Below are 21,116 nucleotides of genomic sequence, written 5' to 3' on the forward strand. Positions count from 1 at the left end.
GCTGGTTGTTCAATTAGTACCCGACCGTATATCGGGAACCACATAGTGGACGCAAGCAAAGTGTTTTCAAGATATCGGCTTATTAGTACAGGTGAGCTACACGAGTCTTAGTCCTCGCTTCCACATCCTGCCTATCAACCCGGTAGTCTAGCCGGGAGCCTTCACCCTGAAAGGGATGGAAATCTCATCTCGAAGCCGGCTTCCCGCTTAGATGCTTTCAGCGGTTATCCCGTTCCGAACGTAGCTAATCAGCGGTGCTCCTGGCGAGAACGACTGACACACCAGAGGTTCGTCCGTCCCGGTCCTCTCGTACTAGGGATAGATCTTCTCAAATTTCCTACGCGCGCAGCGGATAGGGACCGAACTGTCTCACGACGTTCTAAACCCAGCTCGCGTACCGCTTTAATGGGCGAACAGCCCAACCCCTTGGGACCTACTCCAGCCCCAGGATGCGACGAGCCGACATCGAGGTGCCAAACCATGCCGTCGATATGGACTCTTGGGCAAGATCAGCCTGTTATCCCCGAGGTACCTTTTATCCGTTGAGCGACAGCGCTTCCACAAGCCACTGCCGGATCGCTCGTCCCGACTTTCGTCCCTGCTCGACTTGTCAGTCTCACAGTCAAGCTCCCTTGTGCACTTACACTCGACACCTGATTACCAACCAGGTTGAGGGAACCTTTGGGCGCCTCCGTTACTTTTTAGGAGGCAACCGCCCCAGTTGAACTACCCCGCCGGGCACTGTCCCTGAACCGGATTACGGTTCGAAGTTAGATATCCAGAGTGACCAGAGTGGTATTTCAACAATGACTCCACCCGAACTAGCGTCCGAGCTTCACAGTCTCCCACCTATCCTACACAAGCCACACCGAACACCAATACCAAGCTGTAGTAAAGGTCACGGGGTCTTTCCGTCCTGCTGCGCGTAACGAGCATCTTTACTCGTAGTGCAATTTCGCCGAGTTCGCGGTTGAGACAGCTGGGAAGTCGTTACGCCATTCGTGCAGGTCGGAACTTACCCGACGAGGAATTTCGCTACCTTAGGATGGTTATAGTTACCACCGCCGTTTACTGGGGCTTAAATTCTCAGCTTCGCACTTGCGTGCTAACCGTTCCTCTTAACCTTCCAGCACCGGGCAGGCGTCAGTCCGTATACATCGTCTTGCGACTTAGCACGGACCTGTGTTTTTAGTAAACAGTCGCTTCCCACTGGTCTCTGCGGCCTTCAAACGCTTCAGGAGTAAATCCCTACACGCCTCAGGCCCCCCTTCTCCCGAAGTTACGGGGGCATTTTGCCGAGTTCCTTAACCACGATTCTCTCGATCTCCTTAGTATTCTCTACCTGACCACCTGAGTCGGTTTGGGGTACGGGCGATTGGAACCTCGCGTCGATGCTTTTCTCGGCAGCATAGGATCACTGATTTCGTCCGTGAGGACTACCCCATCGGGTCTCAGGCTACATAGAAGACGGATTTGCCTATCTTCTGCCCTACATCCTTAGACCGGGACAACCATCGCCCGGCTCAGCTACCTTCCTGCGTCACACCTGTTAATACGCTAAACGCCCCAGCGTAGGGTCGTGTGCTAGGCCAAGACCGTCACCCCGAAGGGATCGAATCAAGGATTCAGACACTTAGCATTACTGGATTGTCTTGGGCGGTTCTTCATCGGTACGGGAATATCAACCCGTTGTCCATCGACTACGCCTGTCGGCCTCGCCTTAGGTCCCGACTTACCCCAGGGCGGATTAGCCTGGCCCTGGAACCCTTGGTCTTTCGGAGACGGGTTTTCTCGCCCGTTCTTTCGCTACTCATGCCTGCATTCTCACTCGTGTGGCCTCCACGGCTGGTTCACACCGCCGCTTCGCTGGCCACACGACGCGCTCCCTACCCATCCATACGGCTGGACCACGAAGGCCTGCCTATAATATAAATGCCACAACTTCGGTGGCGTGCTTGAGCCCCGTTACATTGTCGGCGCGGAATCACTTGACCAGTGAGCTATTACGCACTCTTTCAAGGGTGGCTGCTTCTAAGCCAACCTCCTGGTTGTCTATGCAACTCCACATCCTTTCCCACTTAGCACGCGCTCCAGGGACCTCAGATGGTGGTCTGGGTTGTTTCCCTCTCGACGATGAAGCTTATCCCCCACCGTCTCACTGCTGCGCTCTCACTTACCGGCATTCGGAGTTTGGCTGAAGTCAGTAACCTTTTGGGGCCCATCGTCCATCCAGTAGCTCTACCTCCGGCAAGAAACACGCAACGCTGCACCTAAATGCATTTCGGAGAGAACCAGCTATCACGAAGTTTGATTGGCCTTTCACCCCTATGCCACAGCTCATCCCCTCCATTTTCAACTGAAGTGGGTTCGGTCCTCCACGACGTCTTACCGTCGCTTCAACCTGGCCATGGATAGATCACTTCGCTTCGGGTCTAGAACATGCGACTCATACGCCCTATTAAGACTCGCTTTCGCTACGGCTGCCCCTCACGGGTTAACCTCGCCACATATCACTAACTCGCAGGCTGCATTCTTCAAAAGGCACGCTGTCACACCAACAAGGGTGCTCCAACGGTTTGTAAGCAAACGGTTTCAGGTACTATTTCACTCCCCTCCCGGGGTACTTTTCACCTTTCCCTCACGGTACTTGTCCGCTATCGGTCATCTGTGGAGTATTTAGGCTTATCAGGTGGTCCTGACAGATTCACACGGGATTTCTCGGGCCCCGTGCTACTTGGGATACTCTCCGGACAGGCGACGACATTTCGACTGCGGGGTTCGCACCCTCTATGACTGGCCTTTCAAGACCATTCGTCTATATCGCGCTCATTGCCCTCACAGCTCGGTTGGACTGTACGGAAAGTCCCGCGAGACCCCGACCATGCGACTCCTACCGGATATCACACATGATCGAGTTTGGCCTCTTCCGGTTTCGCTCGCCACTACTAACGGAATCGCTTTTGCTTTCTCTTCCTGTGGGTACTGAGATGTTTCACTTCCCCACGTCCCCTCTACCCGCCCTATACATTCAGGCGGGAGTCACCAGGTCACCCAAAGGGCCTGGCGGGGTTTCCCCATTCGGAGATCCTCGGATCACAGCTCTATTATCAGCTCCCCGAGGCTTATCGCAGATTTATACGTCCTTCTTCGGCTCCAGATGCCAAGGCATCCACCGTTTGCTCTTAGAATCTTGAAATCACATGAGATTGAATCGTTTCGCCTCCCCTAGAGGAGACAGAATTGACCAATGATCTATAAATAGATCTTTGTGATCCACCGGTAAACCGGTGAATCTAAGATGCTCGCGTCCACTGTGTAGTTCTCAATATACGGGCAGCACCACCACCATCCACAACAGGACGACGGAAAGGGTCCGACAAGAAACCAGACACACCCGAAAGGTGCGGCCCGGTCCCTCAGAGCCCAACAGCGTGCAACGTGCCTCGACACCCCGCACCACGTCCACCCACAAGGAGGCGTACTAGCAGCACGACGAATCAGCCGGCATCAATGTCAATGTTCCACCCATGAGCGCCACCGTCAGGACATACGCCTGACGCGTGACTTGGCACCCGTAATCTCCCTGTATACAGAGGAGAAGTGCACATGCTCCTTAGAAAGGAGGTGATCCAGCCGCACCTTCCGGTACGGCTACCTTGTTACGACTTAGTCCTAATCACCGATCCCACCTTCGACAGCTCCTCCCTTGCGGTTAGGCCACTGGCTTCGGGTGTTACCGACTTTCATGACTTGACGGGCGGTGTGTACAAGGCCCGGGAACGTATTCACCGCAGCGTTGCTGATCTTGCGATTACTAGCGACTCCGACTTCATGAGGTCGAGTTGCAGACCTCAATCCGAACTGAGACCGGCTTTTTGGGATTCGCTCCACCTTACGGTATCGCAGCCCTTTGTACCGGCCATTGTAGCATGCGTGAAGCCCAAGACATAAGGGGCATGATGATTTGACGTCATCCCCACCTTCCTCCGAGTTGACCCCGGCAGTCTCCTATGAGTTCCCACCATTACGTGCTGGCAACATCAGAACGAGGGTTGCGCTCGTTGCGGGACTTAACCCAACATCTCACGACACGAGCTGACGACAACCATGCACCACCTGTATACCGACCTTGCGGGGCGCACATCTCTGCACGTTTCCGGTATATGTCAAGCCTTGGTAAGGTTCTTCGCGTTGCATCGAATTAATCCGCATGCTCCGCCGCTTGTGCGGGCCCCCGTCAATTCCTTTGAGTTTTAGCCTTGCGGCCGTACTCCCCAGGCGGGGAAATTAATGCGTTAGCTGCGACACGGAGACCGTGGAATGGTCCCCACATCTAGTTCCCAACGTTTACGGCATGGACTACCAGGGTATCTAATCCTGTTCGCTCCCCATGCTTTCGCTCCTCAGCGTCAGTTACGGCCCAGAGATCTGCCTTCGCCATCGGTGTTCCTCCTGATATCTGCGCATTCCACCGCTACACCAGGAATTCCAATCTCCCCTACCGCACTCTAGTCTGCCCGTACCCACTGCAGACCCGAGGTTGAGCCTCGGGATTTCACAGCAGACGCGACAAACCGCCTACGAGCTCTTTACGCCCAATAATTCCGGACAACGCTTGCACCCTACGTATTACCGCGGCTGCTGGCACGTAGTTAGCCGGTGCTTTTTCTGCAGGTACCGTCACTTTCGCTTCTTCCCTACTAAAAGAGGTTTACAACCCGAAGGCCGTCATCCCTCACGCGGCGTTGCTGCATCAGGCTTGCGCCCATTGTGCAATATTCCCCACTGCTGCCTCCCGTAGGAGTCTGGGCCGTGTCTCAGTCCCAGTGTGGCCGGTCACCCTCTCAGGCCGGCTACCCGTCGTAGGCTTGGTGAGCCATTACCTCACCAACAACCTGATAGGCCGCGAGTCCATCCCCAACCGAAATTCTTTCCACGACCAGACCATGCGGCCAGTCGTCATATCCGGTATTAGCTACCATTTCTAGCAGTTATCCCAGAGTCGGGGGCAGGTTACTCACGTGTTACTCACCCGTTCGCCACTGATCCGCCAGAGCAAGCTCTGACATCACCGTTCGACTTGCATGTGTTAAGCACGCCGCCAGCGTTCGTCCTGAGCCAGGATCAAACTCTCCATAAATGCTTAAACGCACGACCACCCGAAAGCAGCCGGCACATCTAAAGCCAGACGTGAACGGGAATCGAACACGAACCAGCAAGTTTGAAACCGACAGAACAAATCATTACTGACTTGCTTGTTTGTTTAAATGTTTTCCAAAGGAATCCGAGACACCATCCGAAGGACGATGCCACGGGTATTTGGCATTTGACATTGTGCACGCTGTTGAGTTCTCAAGGAACGGACGCTCCCGACACCGACCATCACAGCCAGCCATCGGAGCTCACACTCCACCGCTCCCCGTGGGAGTGATCCAGACCCAGAAGGCCCAGCACTCACGTCGGAAGCAGATTCAGACCCTAGCTCAGTTGATGGTAAACACGCAACCCGTAAGCCGCGGCAACTTCTGTTTCACCAGGATCATCACCCGCCAGAACAGCTCCGGAAGCTTTTCGCTTCCCGCCCGTTCCGGCGACAAGAGGAGACATTACGCGGACCACCCCACCCCCGCAAAACAACCCGCATCCCGGGCGTGTCGCGAACGGCTCCGAGGAGAAGAGCCGGCGGCGGCCCAGGGGACCGCCGCCCCCTGGTCAGTGGAAGAAGTGGCGCTCACCCGTGAAGTACATGGCGACGCCGGCCGCGCGGGCGGCCTCGACGACCTCCTCGTCACGGACCGATCCCCCAGGCTGGACCACCGCGCGCACCCCCGCATCGAGCAGCACCTGCAGTCCGTCCGCGAACGGGAAGAACGCATCCGACGCCCGCCACCGAACCGGCCGCCCGGTCCCCCGCGCGCTGCACTGCCAGCTGGCACGAGTCGACCCGGTTCACCTGGCCCATGCCCACGCCGACGGAAGCGCCGTGGTGCGCCAGCAGGATCGCGTTCGACTTCACCGCGCGGCACGCCTTCCAGGCGAACTCGAGGTCCGCGAGGGTCTGGTCGTCCACGGGGTTCCCTGCCGCCAGGGTCCAACGTCGAGGAGGAGAGCGCCTCCCGTCCATGGGGAACGCGTCCCCGGACTGCACGAGGTACCCCCCCGAGATCTGCCGGGCCTCGAGCTCCTCGCGGCGGTAGCCCTCCGGCAGGGTGAGCAGGCCGCAGGTTCCTCTTGGTCTTCAGCAGCGTCAGGGCGTCGTCGTCGAACCCGGGGGCGACGAGCACCTCGGTGAAGATCTCCTTGACCGTCTCGGCCATCCCCAGGGTGACCGTCCGGTTGGCGGCGATGACGCCGCCGAAGGCCGAGACCGGATCGCAGTCGTGAGCGCTGCGATGCGCCGAGGCGATGGCGTCCACCGCCCGAGGCGCCGCCACCGCGATCCCGCAGGGGTTGGCGTGCTTGATGATGGCGACCGCCGGCTCGGCGAAGTCGTAGGCGGCCCGGACCGCGGCATCCGCGTCGACGAAGTTGTTGTAGGACATCTCCTTGCCGTGCAGCTGCACGGCCTGGGCGATCCCCGCGCCGTCCGCGCGCCGGTAGAGCGCGGCGTGCCTGGTGGGAGTTCTCGCCGTACCGCAGCACCTGCGCGAGGTCGCCCGCCACCTCCCAGGCATCGGGCCAGGCGGCACCGGTCGGCGTCCCCGCTTCACCGCCGACGACCGTCGACCGGAAGTAGTCCGCCACCGCGCGGTCGTAGTCGGCGGTGTGGGCGAAGGCCGCAGCGGCGAGCCGGCGCCGGCTGCTGCTCGAGGGTGGTCCCGCCCGATCCCACCGCGGCGATCACCTCGGCGTACGAGGACGGCGACACGACGATGGCCACGTTCGCGTGGTTCTTGGCCGACGCGCGCACCATCGCGGGCCCGCCGATGTCGACCTGCTCGATCACCTCCGACGCCGGCGCTCCCGACGCCACCGTCTCCACGAACGGGTAGAGGTTCACCACCACGAGCTGGAACGGCGAGATGCCGAGCTCCGCGAGCTGGACCTCGTGCGACTCGAGCCGCAGGTCGGCCAGGAGCCCCGCGTGCACGGCGGGATGCAGCGTCTTCACCCGACCGTCGAGCGACTCCGGGAACCCGGTGACGTCCTGCACCTGCGTCACCGGGAAGCCCGCCGCCGCGATGGTGCTCGCCGTGGATCCGGTGGAGACGATCTCGACGCCGGCTGCCGCGAGCGCCGCGGCCAGCTCGAACGAGACCGGTCTTGTCGCTGACGGAGACGAGGGCGCGTGCCACCTCGATGCCGTCGCGGTCGCGGAACAGGGACGGGTCGTGACGGGGATCCGCTCAGTGCCGGGGACAGCTCCTTGAGGTCGATGGTGCCGAGGGATATGGCGCGCACCGTGTCGACGAGGAGCCTGCGCTCCACGACCTTGATGCGCTCGTGCAGGGTGTGCTCGGTGTCGCCGGGCTCCACGGGCACCCGCTCCTGCGCGAGCACGGGACCGGTGTCGACGCCGGTGTCGACGACGATGATGGAGGCTCCGGAGCTCGTGGCCCCGGCGGCGATGGCGTCCCGGACGGCGTGCGCCCGGGGAATTCCGGCAGGTAGGCGGGATGCGTGTTGACGATGCGCGGGGCGAACGCCTGGACCGCCCGCGGGGGGAGCAGGCGCATGAAGCCGCTGAGCACCACGAGGTCCGGCTCCCATGCGGCGATGGCGGCGGCCAGCTCGTCTCCCCACGCCGCGCGGTCGGGGAAGCTCGCGAACGGGACCGTGAAGGTGGGGATGCCCCGCTCCTCCGCGAAGAGCAGGCCGTCCGCGTCGCGGTCCGCGCCGACGGCGATGACGCGGGCGGGGTAGTCCGCGTGCTCGGCCGCCTGGAGGAGGGCGTGGAGGTTGGTCCCGCTGCCGGAGATGAGGACGACCACGTTGAGCACCCGCACAGCCTATCCGCGTCCTTCCGGGCTCCGTCGGACCAGCGGCGCCATCAGCCCGGAGACGAACATCCCGGCGACCGACGCAACACCGATCTCGAGGAACGCCGCGAGGAGGATCCACCCGGCGGCGGGACCGACGTCCGCCAGCCGCCCGGACCGGCGGCGCCGCCGGAGACGACGGCGAGCAGCGCGAGCACGACGGCGCCGGCACGCCCATCCCGAGGCCCGCCGCCAGGAACCACGGCCAGCGCCGGCCCTCGGGCTCGGGGATGCGGGCCACCCGGGGAGCAGGGCGACCACCGCGACGAAGGAGACGACGACCGGCACCAGGATGCCCAGGTAGCCCAGGTCGAGGGTGCCCTGCGGGACGATCCCAGCACCGGCACCGAGGGCAGCGGGCCCACCGACGTCCCCGACGGGGACACCGACGAGCCCGTGCCGAGCGCGAAGCCCGGACCCACCAGCCATGACGCCGCCCACAGGACCAGGTTGGGCAGCAGGGCCAGCTGCGCGAGCGTGAGGGCGACGCCGCCGACGATCCCCGTCTGGAGCGTCTCGTAGAGCGTGATGACGGTGGCGTACTGCAGGCCGAGCAGCACCGCGACGACGACGGCGGAGACCCCGACGACCGCGAACGCGGCGGCCGCCCCGCCCCGGACGGCGGTGGCGCAGGCGGAGAGCACTCCCTCGGGGAGCCGGTCGAGCGCATCGCGCGCGCCGCGGATCGTGCCGGCGGCCCGCCCGGAGCATCAGGGACGTCCACCAGCGCGCGGCTCGTGCCCGATCCGCCCGCGTCACGCCGCCCACGAGGAGCCCCAGCGCGAGGACGAGGGTCGGGAGGATCGCGCCGCGGGCGACGGCGGGCGCGATTCCCTCGTGCTGCACCGCGAGCGTCAGGGAGAGCGACAGCACGGCGGTCGTCAGCACCGCCACGGCGGTCCCGACGCCCGGGTGGTCCGTCTCGACGATGCGGCGGCCGGCGCGCATCCCGAGGAGGAGCGTCAGGAGGGCGAAGCCGAGGGGCGCGAGGGAGAGCGCGAACGGACTGTCGACGCCGGGGAGGCCGAGCGCGGTGGCGAGCGACGGATCGAGGGACGCGGTGAGCGGCACCCCGTGGCCGAGGAGCCAGAGGTCGACGGCCGTCCGCGCGAAGACGCCCCAGTCGACCTGGAGGTCGTACTGGCCCGCCCACAGCGCGGTGAGCGGCACGAGCGGCAGGGCGACGCGACCCCCACCACCAGGAGCGCCTCGAGTGCCGCGAACAGGGCGGTTGCGTGTCGGTTCATGCCTCGACGACCCTACCGGCCGTGCCCCGGCCGGCCGGCCCCCCTGCGGGCGCGGCGGAGCATCGGCGTCGCGATCCGCGCGGGGAGGGAGCGGGCGCGCCGACGGCCCGCATCCACGGGGGATGCGGGCCGTCGACGTCGGCGCCGGAGCGCGTCCCGCTACAGGGCGGCGAACACCTCGCGCAGGAGGTTCGCGGTCTCCGTCGGGGTCTTGCCGACCTTGACGCCGGACGCCTCGAGGGCCTCCTTCTTCCCCTGCGCCGTGCCGCTGCCGCCGGAGACGATGGCGCCCGCGTGACCCATGGTCTTCCCCTCGGGAGCGGTGAAGCCCGCGACGTACGCGACGACCGGCTTCGTGACGTGGGCCTTGATGTACTCCGCCGCGCGCTCCTCGGCGTCGCCGCCGATCTCGCCGATCATGACGATGGCGCGCGTCTCGGGGTCGGCCTCGAACGCCTCGAGGGCGTCGATGTGCGTGGTGCCGATGATCGGGTCGCCGCCGATGCCGATGGCGGTCGAGATGCCGAGGTCACGCAGCTCGAACATCATCTGGTACGTGAGCGTCCCCGACTTCGACACGAGGCCGATGGGGCCGGCCTCGGTGATGGTGGCGGGGATGATGCCGGCGTTCGACTTGCCGGGGCTGATGATGCCGGGGCAGGTCAGGCCGGCGATCACGTCTTCCCGCCGGTGCTCTTCGCGTGCGACCAGAACTCGGCCGAGTCCTTGACCGGGATGCCCTCGGTGATGACCACCGCGAGCGGGATGGCGGCGTCGATGGCCTCGACCACGGCGCTCTTGGCGAACGCGGGCGGCACGAAGATGACCGACACGTCCGCGCCCGTCTCGGCCATGGCCTCGGCGACGGACCCGAAGATGGGAGCTCGACGCCCTCGATCGTGACCGTGCTCCCGGCCTTCCGCGGGTTGACGCCGCCGACGACCTTGCTGCCGGACGCGAGCATGCGGCCCGCGTGCTTGGTGCCCTCGGAGCCCGTGAGGCCCTGGACGATGATCCTGCTGTTCTCGTCGAGAAGAATCGACATGTACCTGTTCCTGTTCTCTCTCGGGAGTTAACCGGCGGCCAGCTCGGCGGCCTTGTCGGCCGCCTCGTCCATGGTGCCCACGACGGTGACGAGGAGATCGCGCTCCTGGATGCGACGGCCCTCCTCGACGTTGTTGCCGTCGAGCCGGACGACGAGCGGCTTGGTGGCGGCGTCGCCCAGCTTGTCGAGCGCGCCGACGATGCCGTTCGCGACCGCGTCGCAGGAGGTGATGCCGCCGAAGACGTTGACGAACACGCTGGTGACCTGCTCGTCGCCGAGGATGACGTCGAGGCCCGCGGCCATGACCTCGGCCGACGCTCCGCCGCCGATGTCGAGGAAGTTCGCCGGGCGCACGCCGCCGTGCGACTCGCCGGCGTAGCTGACGACGTCGAGCGTCGACATGACGAGGCCCGCGCCGTTGCCGATGATGCCGACCTGGCCGTCGAGCTTGACGTAGTTGAGGTCGGACTCCTTGGCCTTGGCCTCGAGCGGGTCGGCGGCTGCCGCGTCCTCGAGGGCGGCGTGGCCCTCGTGGCGGAAGCCCGCGTTCTCGTCGAGGGTCACCTTGCCGTCGAGCGCGATGATGTCGCCCGACTCGGTGAGGACCAGCGGGTTGACCTCGACCAGCGTGGCGTCCTCGTCGCGGTACACCCACCAGAGGCGCTCGAACACGGGCGCGACCTTGGCGATGAGCTCCTCGGGGAACGAGGCGGCACGCGCGATCTCCTCGGCCTTCGCGGCGTCGATGCCGGCGACCGGGTCGATCTCGATGCGGGCGAGGGCCTCGGGCCGGGTGACCAGAGCTCCTCGATCTCCATGCCGCCCTCGTAGCTGGCGAGGCACAGGTAGGAGCGCTCGGCACGGTCGAGCAGGATGGAGAAGTAGAACTCCTGCTCGATGCGCGCGCCGGCCGCGACCATGACCCGGTGGACAGTGTGGCCCTTGATGTCGAGCCCGAGGATGGACTGCGCCGCCTCGTACGCCGCGTCGGCGCTCGGGGCAACCTCGACGCCGCCGGCCTTCCCGCGGCCTCCGGTCTTCACCTGCGCCTTCACGACCACGGTGCCGCCCAGCTTCTCGGCCGCGGCGCGCACCTCCTCGGCGGTGTCGGCGACGATCCCCGGGAGGACCGGGACGCCGTAGGACTCGAAGAGGTCCCTGGCCTGGTATTCGAAAAGATCCACGCGTGTCATCCCATCCGCACCCGCGCCAGGCGGTTACGTGCGTCGTTCGAGGCTGCGGTGCCGCGACCGTCTGGTGGCGGCACCCGGTGTGTTGCGGCTGGTCGACCCGCGCACCGCCCACCGTGGTGGACCGGCCCGCCGCGTCGACGACCGTGGAAGGCGCCCGATCCGGATAGAGCAAAGCCCGAAACGCGGGCTCGTCCGCGGGGTGGGATCGCGGGCCTGGGGAGGGAGACCGTGGTCGAGGCCGAGCGCGCATCCCGCACGACGACGGGAGGGATCCATCCGCGACCTGGCCGGGGAGGGGATCCTCCTCGCGGCGGACGGCGATCCTGCTGCAGATCGCCGACCCCTCGGTCGCGCGCGGCGTCGCGGAGCACAGCGACTTCGCCGCGCGCCCGCTCGACCGCCTCGAGGGGACCCTCGGCTACGTCTACGCCGTCGTCTTCGGCTCCCCCGCCGAGGTCGCGCGCGCTCGACGCGTCGTCGGCCGGGCCCATGCGGCCGTGCGGTCGCCGCACCCCGCGGCCGACGGATCGGCGCCCGCGTACAGCGCGTCAGACCCCGACCTGCAGCTCTGGGTGGCCGCGACGCTCTACGACTCCGCGATCACGATGTTCGAGCGGTGCTTCGGCCCGCTCCCCGACGAGGCCGCCGACCGGGTCTACCGGGAGTACGCGGTGCTCGGCACCGCCCTCCAGGTGCCGGAGGGGCGGTGGCCGGCGGACCGCGCCGCGTTCCGCGCGTACTGGGACGGGCGGATCGCGACCCTGGAGCCGACGGCGGACGCGCGTCGCGTCGCGCGGACCCTGCTCGGCGGGCGCGTCGGATCGCCCGCCGTCCGCGCCGTGATGCCGCTCGTCGCCCTCATCACCGCCGGGCTGCTCCCGCCCCGCCTCCGACCCGGCTTCGGCCTGCGGTGGGATGCCCGGCTCGAGAGCCGGTTCAGTCGGTGGCTCGGATGCCTCCTCGCCGTCTACCGGGTGCTGCCGCGCCGGGTCCGCGAGTCCCGCGATCGCTGATCTCGCGCAGGTACCGCCGACGCGACGTCGGATAGCGCGCGTCGCGGCCGCCCCTGCACAGGCGCGGCCGGATGCGGGCCGTCCCGCCTGCGGCGCACCGGATGGGCAGACCGATCGGTGCCCCGCATCGTGCGGGCATGACACCGGACACCTCGCCTCCCCGCCTCCTCCCCTCGTCGGGCTCCCACCCCGAGCGAACGCCATCCGCCCGACGCGCCACCCGGGGCGCATCGGTCCTCGTCGGGATCGGCCTCGCGCTCGGGCTGGGACTCGCGGCGGGCGCCGTCCGCCGCGCACGCGCTGAGCGCCGTCTCCCACGGCATCGGGTACGCCTCCGGCCACGACGGCCGATGGCTGGGGTCCTACCGCCTGGACGACGGGCGGCTCGGGTTCTGCATCGACGTCGGGCTCGCCGCGCCACCCGGCCACGAGTACGCCACGACCGACGACGTGGGCCGTTCCCCCGAGGATCGCGCGCGGCTCGCCTACGTCTCCCGCCGGTGGGCCGGGTCCGAGGATCCCGACACCGCGGCTGCCGGCCAGCTCGCCACATGGACATCACCGGCCTCGGCGGGCACGACCTCTCCTGGTACGCGGCCCGCGCCGGCGACCGTGCGGCAGCCGTCGAGTCGCGTGCGCGGGACATGCTCGCCGAGGCGGCATCCGGGGCGTCGCGCTCGGTGTCGGCGTCGGCGTCGGTCGTCCTGGGCGACGACGGGCGAGGCAGCGTCCGCGTCGACCTGCGCGCCGACCTGATCGCCGGCGGGCCGACCGACGTCCCCGCAGGGTCCGAGACGGCCGACGTCTCCCTCGACGGCGCCGTCTTCGACGACGGCACGGCGACCGCGGCCCTCCCGAACGGCACGGCGGTGCCCGTCCGCGCGACCGGATCGGCACCGTCCGTGCACGTCACGGCGAGCGCGGCGTTCGCATCGCTGCCCTACGGCGACGCACTCGACGTCGTCGGCGACGGCGGCGCGTCGCAGGGCATGATCCTGGCGCGTGCCGCGGACGCGCGGGCCGATGCACGGGCGGAGGCGCGAGCACCGAGCCCCCTCCCCTTCGCCCCCCGCGTCGTCACGCGGACCTCGCTGCCGGTCGCGGTCGCCGGTGACGGCTGACGGACTCGCTCAGCGTGTCCGCGGACGCCGCCGCACCCGCGGACGGCGACCGGCCTGCGACGACCGGCGGCTGGGACTCGCCCTGGCTCCGATGGAGGGCTCTCCCCGATACCGGTCACCGTGCGCAGCCAGCTCGGCCCGTTCCCCGAGCAGGTCGGACCGGAACGCGACGCAGCCCCCGAGGGGGCACCGCAGGTCTGCGAGGTCCTCACCCGCGTCGACCACGGCGCCGGCGACTACTCCTCGCCCGCCTGCCGCCTTCCCGGCGGCGGCTTCTACACCTGGGTCGAGTCCATCTCGCCGGCGGACACCCCCGCGGAGCCGGCGGACGGGATCGGGTGCTGCCCTGGCGGTCGACGTTCGGCGCGGCGACGGAGACCACGCAGGTCCCGCAGCCTCCGACCATCACGACGACCATCGGCGCGCCCGAGATCGCGCCCGGCGGTGCCGAGGACCCCGACACGCTGCACGCGTCCTCGTTCGTCGGCGTCGGCGCCGTCCCCGGTGCAGTTCATCGTCGGCCCGTTCTCGGCCGCGCCCGCGGAGGGCGAGGCCGTCGGCACGACCGCCGGCCCTGCAGCGGAGGGGTCCGCGTCCGAGGTCGAGCTCACGGGCGAGGGGGACGTGACGACGCCGTGCGCATGACCGTCACGTCCCCGGGGTGGTACGTGGCCGTGCTCGACAGCGTCGGCCGACCCGCCGGAGACGCGGATGGCGCGGCGATCGCGGCGTTCGCGGATCACGTGGCCCATGTCGGTGAGACGTTCCGTGCGGTACCGCCGCCGACGGGGTCGGACGCCCCGCCGCGACACGAGCTGGCCATGACGGGCGGCGGGACCGGCGTCGACGTGCCGTGGCCGGGAGCACCGGCGCATGCGGGCCCGGGGACGCTGGCGCTCGCCGCGGTCGCCCTCGGCGTCCTGGGGGCGGCAGGCATCAGCGCCCGTCGGGCACGCCGGGCACGCCCCTGGGTCAGAGCTTCTCGATGGGCGCGATCTTGATGAGGAGCCACTTCCGGCCGGCCGGGCCGTCGAACTGCACCTCCGCGATGCGCTTCCGTCCCTCGCCCGTGACGCCCCGCACACGGCCGTCCCCGAAGTCGGTGTGGCGGATCCGGTCGCCGAACGCGAGCTCGAGGTCGCCGTTGTCGCGCACCTGCCCCGTGACGGTGTTCGCCCACTGGGTCTTGGGACGCGGCGGCGGCGGCAGCGCCGGATCCTCGAAGCCGCTCGAGGACCGGGAGCGGCCACGTCTCCTCCACCCTCCCGACGGGCGTTCAAGGCGCGGGGCTGCGTGCCGCCCCGGGACGTGGCCATGCCGGGGGACTGCTTCCAGTCGATGAGCTCGCGGGGATCTCCTGCAGGTACCGGCTCGGCGTTCGGCGACGTTGACCTCGCCGAACTGGGCCCGGGTCATGGCCAGGGAGATGAAGAGGCGACGACGCGCACGCGTGATCCCCACGTAGAACAGGCGGCGCTCCTCGGCGGGGCCGCCCGGCTCGTTGGCCGACATGCGGTGCGGGAGCAGGTCCTCCTCCACCGTGAGGAACACGGAGTCGTACTCGAGGCCCTTCGCGGTGTGGAGGGTCATGAGCGACACGGTGCCGCTCGAGTCGTCGAGCTCATCGGCGGCAGCGACCAGCGACACCTCCGTGAGGAAGTCCACGAGCTGGCCCTCGGGGTTGTTCCGCGAGAACTCCTTCGTCACGGCCACGAGCTCCTCGACGTTCTCGGCGCGCGCCTCGTCCTGCGCATCACGGCTCGCGCGGAGTGCCTGCACGAGACCGCTCCGGTCGAGGAGGGTCGTCACGAGGTCGCCGACGGTCGTGCGGCCCTCCGGCCGGTCGGGATCGAGCAGCAGTGCCACCTCGTCGAGCATCCGGGACAGCGTGAGGATGGCCTGGGTCACCTTGGGCCCCAGCCCGAGCTCCGACGCCCAGGCGCATGGACTCGCGGAAGGTCACCCCGTGCGCCTCGGCGAAGTTCGCCAGCGCGGTCTCCGTGGCCGGGCCGATGCCGCGCTTGGGGGTGTTGAGGATACGACGGAGCGCCAGCACGTCGGCGGGGTCGGCGACCGCGATGAGGTACGCCATCGCGTTCCTTGATCTCGGCGCGCTCGTAGAACTTGGTGCCGCCCATGATCCGGTAGGGCACCGCCGAGCGGATGAGGATCTCCTCCAGCGCTCGGGTCTGCGCGTTCGTGCGGTAGAAGACGGCGATCTCGGAGTACGCGGTCCCCTCCTCGTGCAGCCTCTGGATCTCGTCGGCGACGAACTGCGCCTCGTCGTGACCCGAGTACCCCGTGAAGCCGACGATCTTGTCGCCGTCGCCGATGGAGGTCCAGAGCTTCTTGTCCTTGCGGTCGAAGTTGTTCGAGATGACGGCGTTGGCCGCGGTGAGGATGTTCTGCGTGGACCGGTAGTTCTGCTCGAGCAGCACGACCTTCGACTGCGGGAAGTCGCGCTCGAACTCCGTGATGTTGCGGATGTCGGCGCCGCGGAACGCGTAGATGGACTGGTCGCTGTCGCCCACCACGGTGAGCGACGCGCCGTCGATGCCGCCCATGCCGTTCGTCGACATGCGGGTGTCGGCGGGGACGTCGTCCGGCGACACGGCGCGCGTCAGCTCCCGGATGAGCGAGTACTGCGCGTGGTTCGTGTCCTGGTACTCGTCGACCAGCACGTGACGGAAGCGACGCTGGTACAGCGCCGCGACCTTCGGGAACGCCCGGAAGAGGAAGACGGTCTGGCCGATGAGGTCGTCGAAGTCGAAGGCGTTCGCCGCGGCGAGGGAGCGCGTGTACTGGCGGAAGATCTCCACGAACATGGCCTCGGCCGGGTCCTGGAAGTTCGCCGTCCGCGCGAAGGTGTCCGCGTCCGACAGCTCGTTCTTCAACTTGGAGATGCGACCCGATACCGACGAGACCGTGAAGCCGAGGGTGTCCGCGTCGAGCTGCTTGATGATCCGCTTGATCAGCACGCGCGAGTCGGCCGAGTCGTAGATCGTGAAGTTCTGGGTGAAGCCGAAGGCCTCGGCCTCGCGACGGAGGATGCGCACGCACGCGGAGTGGAAGGTCGAGATCCACATGCCCTCGGAGGCCTGACCGAGGAGCGACTCGACGCGCTCCCGCATCTCCGCGGCGGCCTTGTTCGTGAAGGTGATGGCCAGGATCTGGCTCGGCCATGCCTCCCGGGACTCGATGAGGCTCGCGATGCGGTGCGTGAGCACGCGCGTCTTGCCGGAACCCGCGCCGGCGACGATGAGGAGCGCCGGACCGCGGTACACGACCGCCTCGCGCTGCTCGGGGTTGAGGCCCTCGAGGAGCGGGTCCGCGGGGGCTCCCGGCACCGCCGTCGGCGCCACCACGGCCATCCAGGATGATCGGCGTGCTGGAGGGGCGAAGGGCAGCGGGGTCGGCACTCATGTCGGCATCGATCCTAGGCGCTGCCCCCGACGGCGGACCGGGCCCGTGGACGCGTCAGCCCCGCCGCGTCAGCGCCCCGCCGCGGCCGCCCGCTCTGCCACCAGGCGCACCGCGAGGTCTGGATGGTCGGCGAAGACGCCGTCCACGCCCGCGTCCAGGAGCCGCCCCCACTGGGTGCGGTGGTCGCCGTGCGCCGATCGCGGCCCGGCGCTCCGGAGCGGCCGGGGCAGGAACGCGTTCTCCGGCCGCAGCGTCCAGGTGAAGACCGTCAGCCCGGCGCGATGCGCGCGCTCGACGAGGTCGGAGACGGGGGCGACCATCGGGAGGCCGCCGCCCGCGCCGTCGGAGCCGTCGGCGTCGGCGTCGGCGTCGGCGTCGGCGTAGGCGTCGGCGGCCGCGCGCTCTGCGCCCTCGGCCGCTGCGGGCACCGCCGCACCCGCCGCACCCGCCGGTGCCGGCGCGGCCGACGCGGGCGCGGCCGACGCACCCGCGGCCGACGCGGGATCCACCGGCGCGGGCCCAGCGGACGCCGCCCTCGCCGCACCGAACCCGGCAGCGGCCACGATGCGCTCGACGCCGACGCTGATCCCGTCGACCTCCGCGGCGAGCGCGGCCAGCCCCGCGTCGGTCAGCTGGTCGTCGAAGGTGACCGCGCGGTCGCCGACCCGCGCGACCTCGTCGGCGGGTCGGCCACGCCCCTCGAGGAGGTAGACGAGCCGTGCCGCGACGCCGCGCGCGCGGACGCGCAGCAGCACGTCGCGCTCGAAGGACTCGACCGTGAGCCGGGACGCGTCCTCCGCCCAGCCGTGCGCACCGAGGTCGCGGGCGAGCAGCTCGTCGAGCGGGAGGCCGAGCGCCCGGAAGTGCGTGGCGTGCTTGATCTCCGCGACCATGCCGAGCGGGCGTCCGTGGCGCGCGGACTCCTGGTCGATGATCCGCAGCAGGTCCGGGAGCGACAGCACGGTCTCCTCGTCGTCGTGTCTCGCGCTGCCCGGCCGCACCGCGGGGATCCGCTCGCGGCAGCGGAGGGTCCGGATCTCGGCCCACGTCATGTCCTCGGTGAACCAGCCGGTGCGCTCGACGCCGTCGACGAGCCGCGTGGTGCGGCGGTCCGCGAGCTCGGGACGGTCGGCGATGTCGGTCGTGCCCGACAGCTCGTTCTCGTGCCGGATGACGAGCACCCCGTCGGACGACGCCACGAGGTCCGGCTCGACGGCATCCGCCCCCTGGGCGAAGCCGAGCCGGACGGCCGCGGCCGAGTGCTCCGGACGGTGGCCGCTGGCGCCGCGATGGGCGATGACGAGGGGGCGGGGGCGACGGGCGTGATCCACCCGGGGGACGCTACAGGCGCCAGGTGGACGGAGAGCGCGTGCTCATCCGAGGAAATAGGGAGGCCGCGCGAGTGGTTTCCCAGGCTGGTCGGCTAAATTCGTCGGCAATCACGTTCATCCACCACTGAGAGTAGAAGGACCATGGCCAACCCCACGTTCTCCAACAACCCGGTCTTCAACGGCCGGGGGTGCGCAGCCGACGAGGGAGGTGACCCCGGAGAGCCTCGACGAGCTCTACAACCGCCCCTCGGCGACCTCGGTCCAGACCGACCGGATGACCTTCGAGGACACGACCGTGAAGACGGTCAGCCTGCTCGCCATCGTCGTGGTGCTCGGCGCCGTCGCGTGGATCTCGGGTCCGCTGCGCTCCCCCTCGCCATGCTCGGCGCCATCGGCGGCCTCGTCCTCGGCCTCGTCAACTCCTTCAAGAGGAGCCGTCGGTCCCGCTGATCGTCGCCTACGCGGCGTTCGAGGGGCTCTTCGTGGGTGGCATCTCCCACGTCTTCGACAGCATCTACCCGGGTGTCGCGACGCAGGCGGTCCTCGGCACGGCGGCCGTCTTCGCGACGGTGCTGCTGCTCTTCCGCAGCGGCAAGATCCGCGCCTCGAAGAAGGCCACGAAGATCTTCATGGTCGCCATGGTCGGCTACCTGCTCTTCTCGCTCGTGAACTTCGCCCTCACGGCGTTCGGCGTGCTCGACAGCCCGTTCGGCCTCCGCAGCGCCACCATCGCCGGCATCCCGCTCGGCGTGATCCTCGGCATCTTCGTCGTCCTGCTGGCCTCGTACTCGCTGGTCCTCGACTTCGACTTCATCCAGCGCGGCGTCCGGTCGGGCGCACCGCGACGCTACGGCTGGACCGCGGCGTTCGGCCTCGTGGTCACCATCGTGTGGCTGTACGTCGAGCTGCTCCGCCTGTTCGCCATCCTGCGCGGCAACAACTAGCACCACCGCCGGTCCGCGGCCCAGCACCGCGGACCGGCGGCACGACGAAGGCCGCTCCCCTCGGGGAGCGGCCTTCGTCGTTCAGCGCCGGCGCGAGGGCCGAAGCGGGAGGATCACTCCCACTCGATGGTGCCCGGCGGCTTCGACGTGACGTCGAGCACGACGCGGTTCACGCCGTCGACCTCGTTCGTGATGCGGTTGGAGATGCGCGCCAGCACGTCGTACGGCAGGCGGGTCCAGTCCGCGGTCATCGCGTCCTCGCTGGAGACGGGGCGCAGCACGATGGGGTGGCCGTAGGTACGGCCGTCGCCCTGCACGCCGACGGATCGCACGTCCGCGAGGAGCACGACCGGGCACTGCCAGATCTCCTGGTCGAGGCCGGCCGCGCTGAGCTCGGCGCGCGCGATGGCGTCGGCCTTGCGGAGCAGCTCGAGGCGTTCGGCCGTGACCTCGCCGACGATGCGGATGCCGAGCCCGGGACCGGGGAACGGCTGGCGTCCACGATGACCTCGGGGAGGCCGAGCTCGCGGCCAATGGCGCGCACCTCGTCCTTGAACAGAGTGCGGAGCGGCTCGACGAGCTCGAACTTGAGGTCCTCGGGGAGGCCGCCGACGTTGTGGTGGCTCTTGATGTTCGCGGTGCCCGTGCCGCCGCCGGACTCCACCACGTCCGGGTAGAGCGTGCCCTGCACGAGGAAGCGGATCGGCTCGCCGTCGGCCTTCGCCTCGAGCACCAGCGCCTCCGCGGCGCCCTCGAACGAGCGGATGAACTCGCGGCCGATGATCTTGCGCTTCGCCTCGGGGTCCGTGACGCCCGCGAGGCCGTCGAGGAACTGCTCGGCCGCGTCGACCGTGACGAGGCGGACACCCGTGGCGGCCACGTAGTCCTCCTCGACCTGGCGGCGCTCGTCCTGGCGGAGGAGGCCGTGGTCGACGAAGACGCAGGTGAGCTGGTCGCCGACCGCGCGGTGCACGATAGCCGCGGCGACGGCCGAGTCGACACCTCCGGAGAGGCCGCAGATGACGCGGGCGTCGCCGACCTGGGCGCGGATGCGCTCGACCTGCTCGGCGATGACGTTGCCGCTGTTCCAGTCGCCGGGGATCCCCGCTGCGCGGTGCAGGAAGTTCTCGAGCACGGCCTGGCCGTGCGCGCTGTGCCTGACCTCGGGGTGCCACTGCACGCCGTAGAGGCGGCGCTCGTCGCTCGCGAAGGCCGCGACGGGGGTCGACGCGCTGGAGGCGAGGACCTCGAAGCCCTCCGGGGCCTTCGACACGGAGTCGCCGTGGCTCATCCACACGGTCTGGTCGTCGGGCTGGCCGTCGAGGAGGGTGCTGCCGGGCGTGAGCGTGACCGCGGTGGATCCGTACTCGCGCTGGCCGGTGTGCGCCACCTCGCCGCCGAGCGCGCGGGCCATGACCTGGAAGCCGTAGCAGATGCCGAGCACGGGGACGCCGAGGTCGAGGATGCCCTCGTCGAGACCAGGCGACCCCTCCTCGTAGACGCTGGATGGCCCGCCGCTGAGCACGATGCCCGAGGGGTCCTTCGCGCGGATCTCCTCCGCCGTGATCGTGGACGGCACGATCTCCGAGTACACGTTGGCCTCGCGGACGCGGCGGGCGATCAGCTGCGCGTACTGCGCGCCGAAGTCGACGACGAGGACGGGGCGCTGGTTCGTGGGGTTGTCGACGCTCAAGTGGTGGCCTCCGTGGTGGTGGTGGGGTCGATGGGTCGGGGATGGGATCGTCGGCGCCGGCCGGTCGTGGCCGCGCGCCGAGGCGCCTTCGAGCCTCGCGATGGTCTCCCGCACCTGGCGGGCGATG

Annotated in this window: 5 protein-coding genes, 2 rRNA genes and 8 pseudogenes; 4 read left to right on the plus strand and 11 right to left on the minus strand. The window is 68.2% G+C overall.

Going from position 1 to position 21,116, the window contains the following annotated elements; translation table 11 throughout:
* Positions 1–62: 62 nt before the first annotated feature.
* From ACZ411_RS08670 to sucC, 8 genes and pseudogenes are all read right to left on the minus strand, one after another.
* Positions 63–3,196, minus strand: a 23S ribosomal RNA gene (locus tag ACZ411_RS08670).
* Positions 3,197–3,617: 421 nt separating this feature from the next.
* Positions 3,618–5,140, minus strand: a 16S ribosomal RNA gene (locus tag ACZ411_RS08675).
* The 16S and 23S rRNA genes sit together here, the layout of an rRNA operon.
* Positions 5,141–5,712: 572 nt before the next feature.
* Positions 5,713–7,322 (minus strand): annotated as a pseudogene (gene purH / locus ACZ411_RS08680) (bifunctional phosphoribosylaminoimidazolecarboxamide formyltransferase/IMP cyclohydrolase).
* Between the two features lie 28 nt (positions 7,323–7,350).
* Positions 7,351–7,940, minus strand: a pseudogene (gene purN, locus ACZ411_RS08685) (phosphoribosylglycinamide formyltransferase); the annotation flags it as partial.
* Between the two features lie 50 nt (positions 7,941–7,990).
* On the minus strand, positions 7,991–8,623 hold the full coding sequence (locus ACZ411_RS08690; protein WP_464170106.1) for a cell division protein PerM: 633 nt from the start codon (positions 8,621–8,623) through the stop codon (positions 7,991–7,993).
* Between the two features lie 115 nt (positions 8,624–8,738).
* A pseudogene (locus ACZ411_RS08695) lies at positions 8,739–9,149 on the minus strand (cell division protein PerM); the annotation flags it as partial.
* Between the two features lie 236 nt (positions 9,150–9,385).
* A pseudogene (sucD, locus tag ACZ411_RS08700) lies at positions 9,386–10,271 on the minus strand (succinate--CoA ligase subunit alpha).
* A 27-nt stretch (positions 10,272–10,298) separates the two neighbouring features.
* Positions 10,299–11,455 (minus strand): annotated as a pseudogene (gene sucC, locus ACZ411_RS08705) (ADP-forming succinate--CoA ligase subunit beta).
* Between the two features lie 341 nt (positions 11,456–11,796).
* Here sucC and ACZ411_RS08710 point away from each other — a divergent pair.
* The 3 genes from ACZ411_RS08710 to ACZ411_RS08720 all read left to right on the plus strand — a co-directional run bounded on the left by ACZ411_RS08710 (position 11,797) and on the right by ACZ411_RS08720 (position 14,243).
* On the plus strand, positions 11,797–12,477 hold the full coding sequence (locus ACZ411_RS08710; protein WP_464170108.1) for an oxygenase MpaB family protein: 681 nt from the start codon (positions 11,797–11,799) through the stop codon (positions 12,475–12,477).
* Positions 12,478–13,028: 551 nt separating this feature from the next.
* Complete coding sequence (locus ACZ411_RS08715; protein WP_464169928.1) at positions 13,029–13,598, plus strand: hypothetical protein; 570 nt, start codon at positions 13,029–13,031, stop codon at positions 13,596–13,598.
* A 120-nt stretch (positions 13,599–13,718) separates the two neighbouring features.
* Entirely contained in the window at positions 13,719–14,243 is a 525-nt protein-coding gene (locus ACZ411_RS08720; RefSeq protein ID WP_464169930.1) for a hypothetical protein, read from the plus strand.
* A 327-nt stretch (positions 14,244–14,570) separates the two neighbouring features.
* Here ACZ411_RS08720 and ACZ411_RS08725 read toward each other — a convergent pair.
* Both ACZ411_RS08725 and ACZ411_RS08730 read right to left on the minus strand, forming a co-directional pair.
* A pseudogene (locus ACZ411_RS08725) lies at positions 14,571–17,021 on the minus strand (ATP-dependent helicase).
* Positions 17,022–17,089: 68 nt separating this feature from the next.
* On the minus strand, positions 17,090–18,352 hold the full coding sequence (locus ACZ411_RS08730; protein ID WP_464169931.1) for a glycerophosphodiester phosphodiesterase family protein: 1,263 nt from the start codon (positions 18,350–18,352) through the stop codon (positions 17,090–17,092).
* A 141-nt stretch (positions 18,353–18,493) separates the two neighbouring features.
* Between ACZ411_RS08730 and ACZ411_RS08735 the strand changes: the two are divergent.
* Positions 18,494–19,296, plus strand: a pseudogene (locus ACZ411_RS08735) (Bax inhibitor-1/YccA family protein).
* Positions 19,297–19,409: 113 nt separating this feature from the next.
* Here ACZ411_RS08735 and guaA read toward each other — a convergent pair.
* Positions 19,410–20,989: pseudogene (gene guaA, locus ACZ411_RS08740) on the minus strand (glutamine-hydrolyzing GMP synthase).
* Positions 20,990–21,116 lie beyond the last annotated feature (127 nt).

This window comes from Clavibacter sp. AC415, assembly GCF_979252985.1.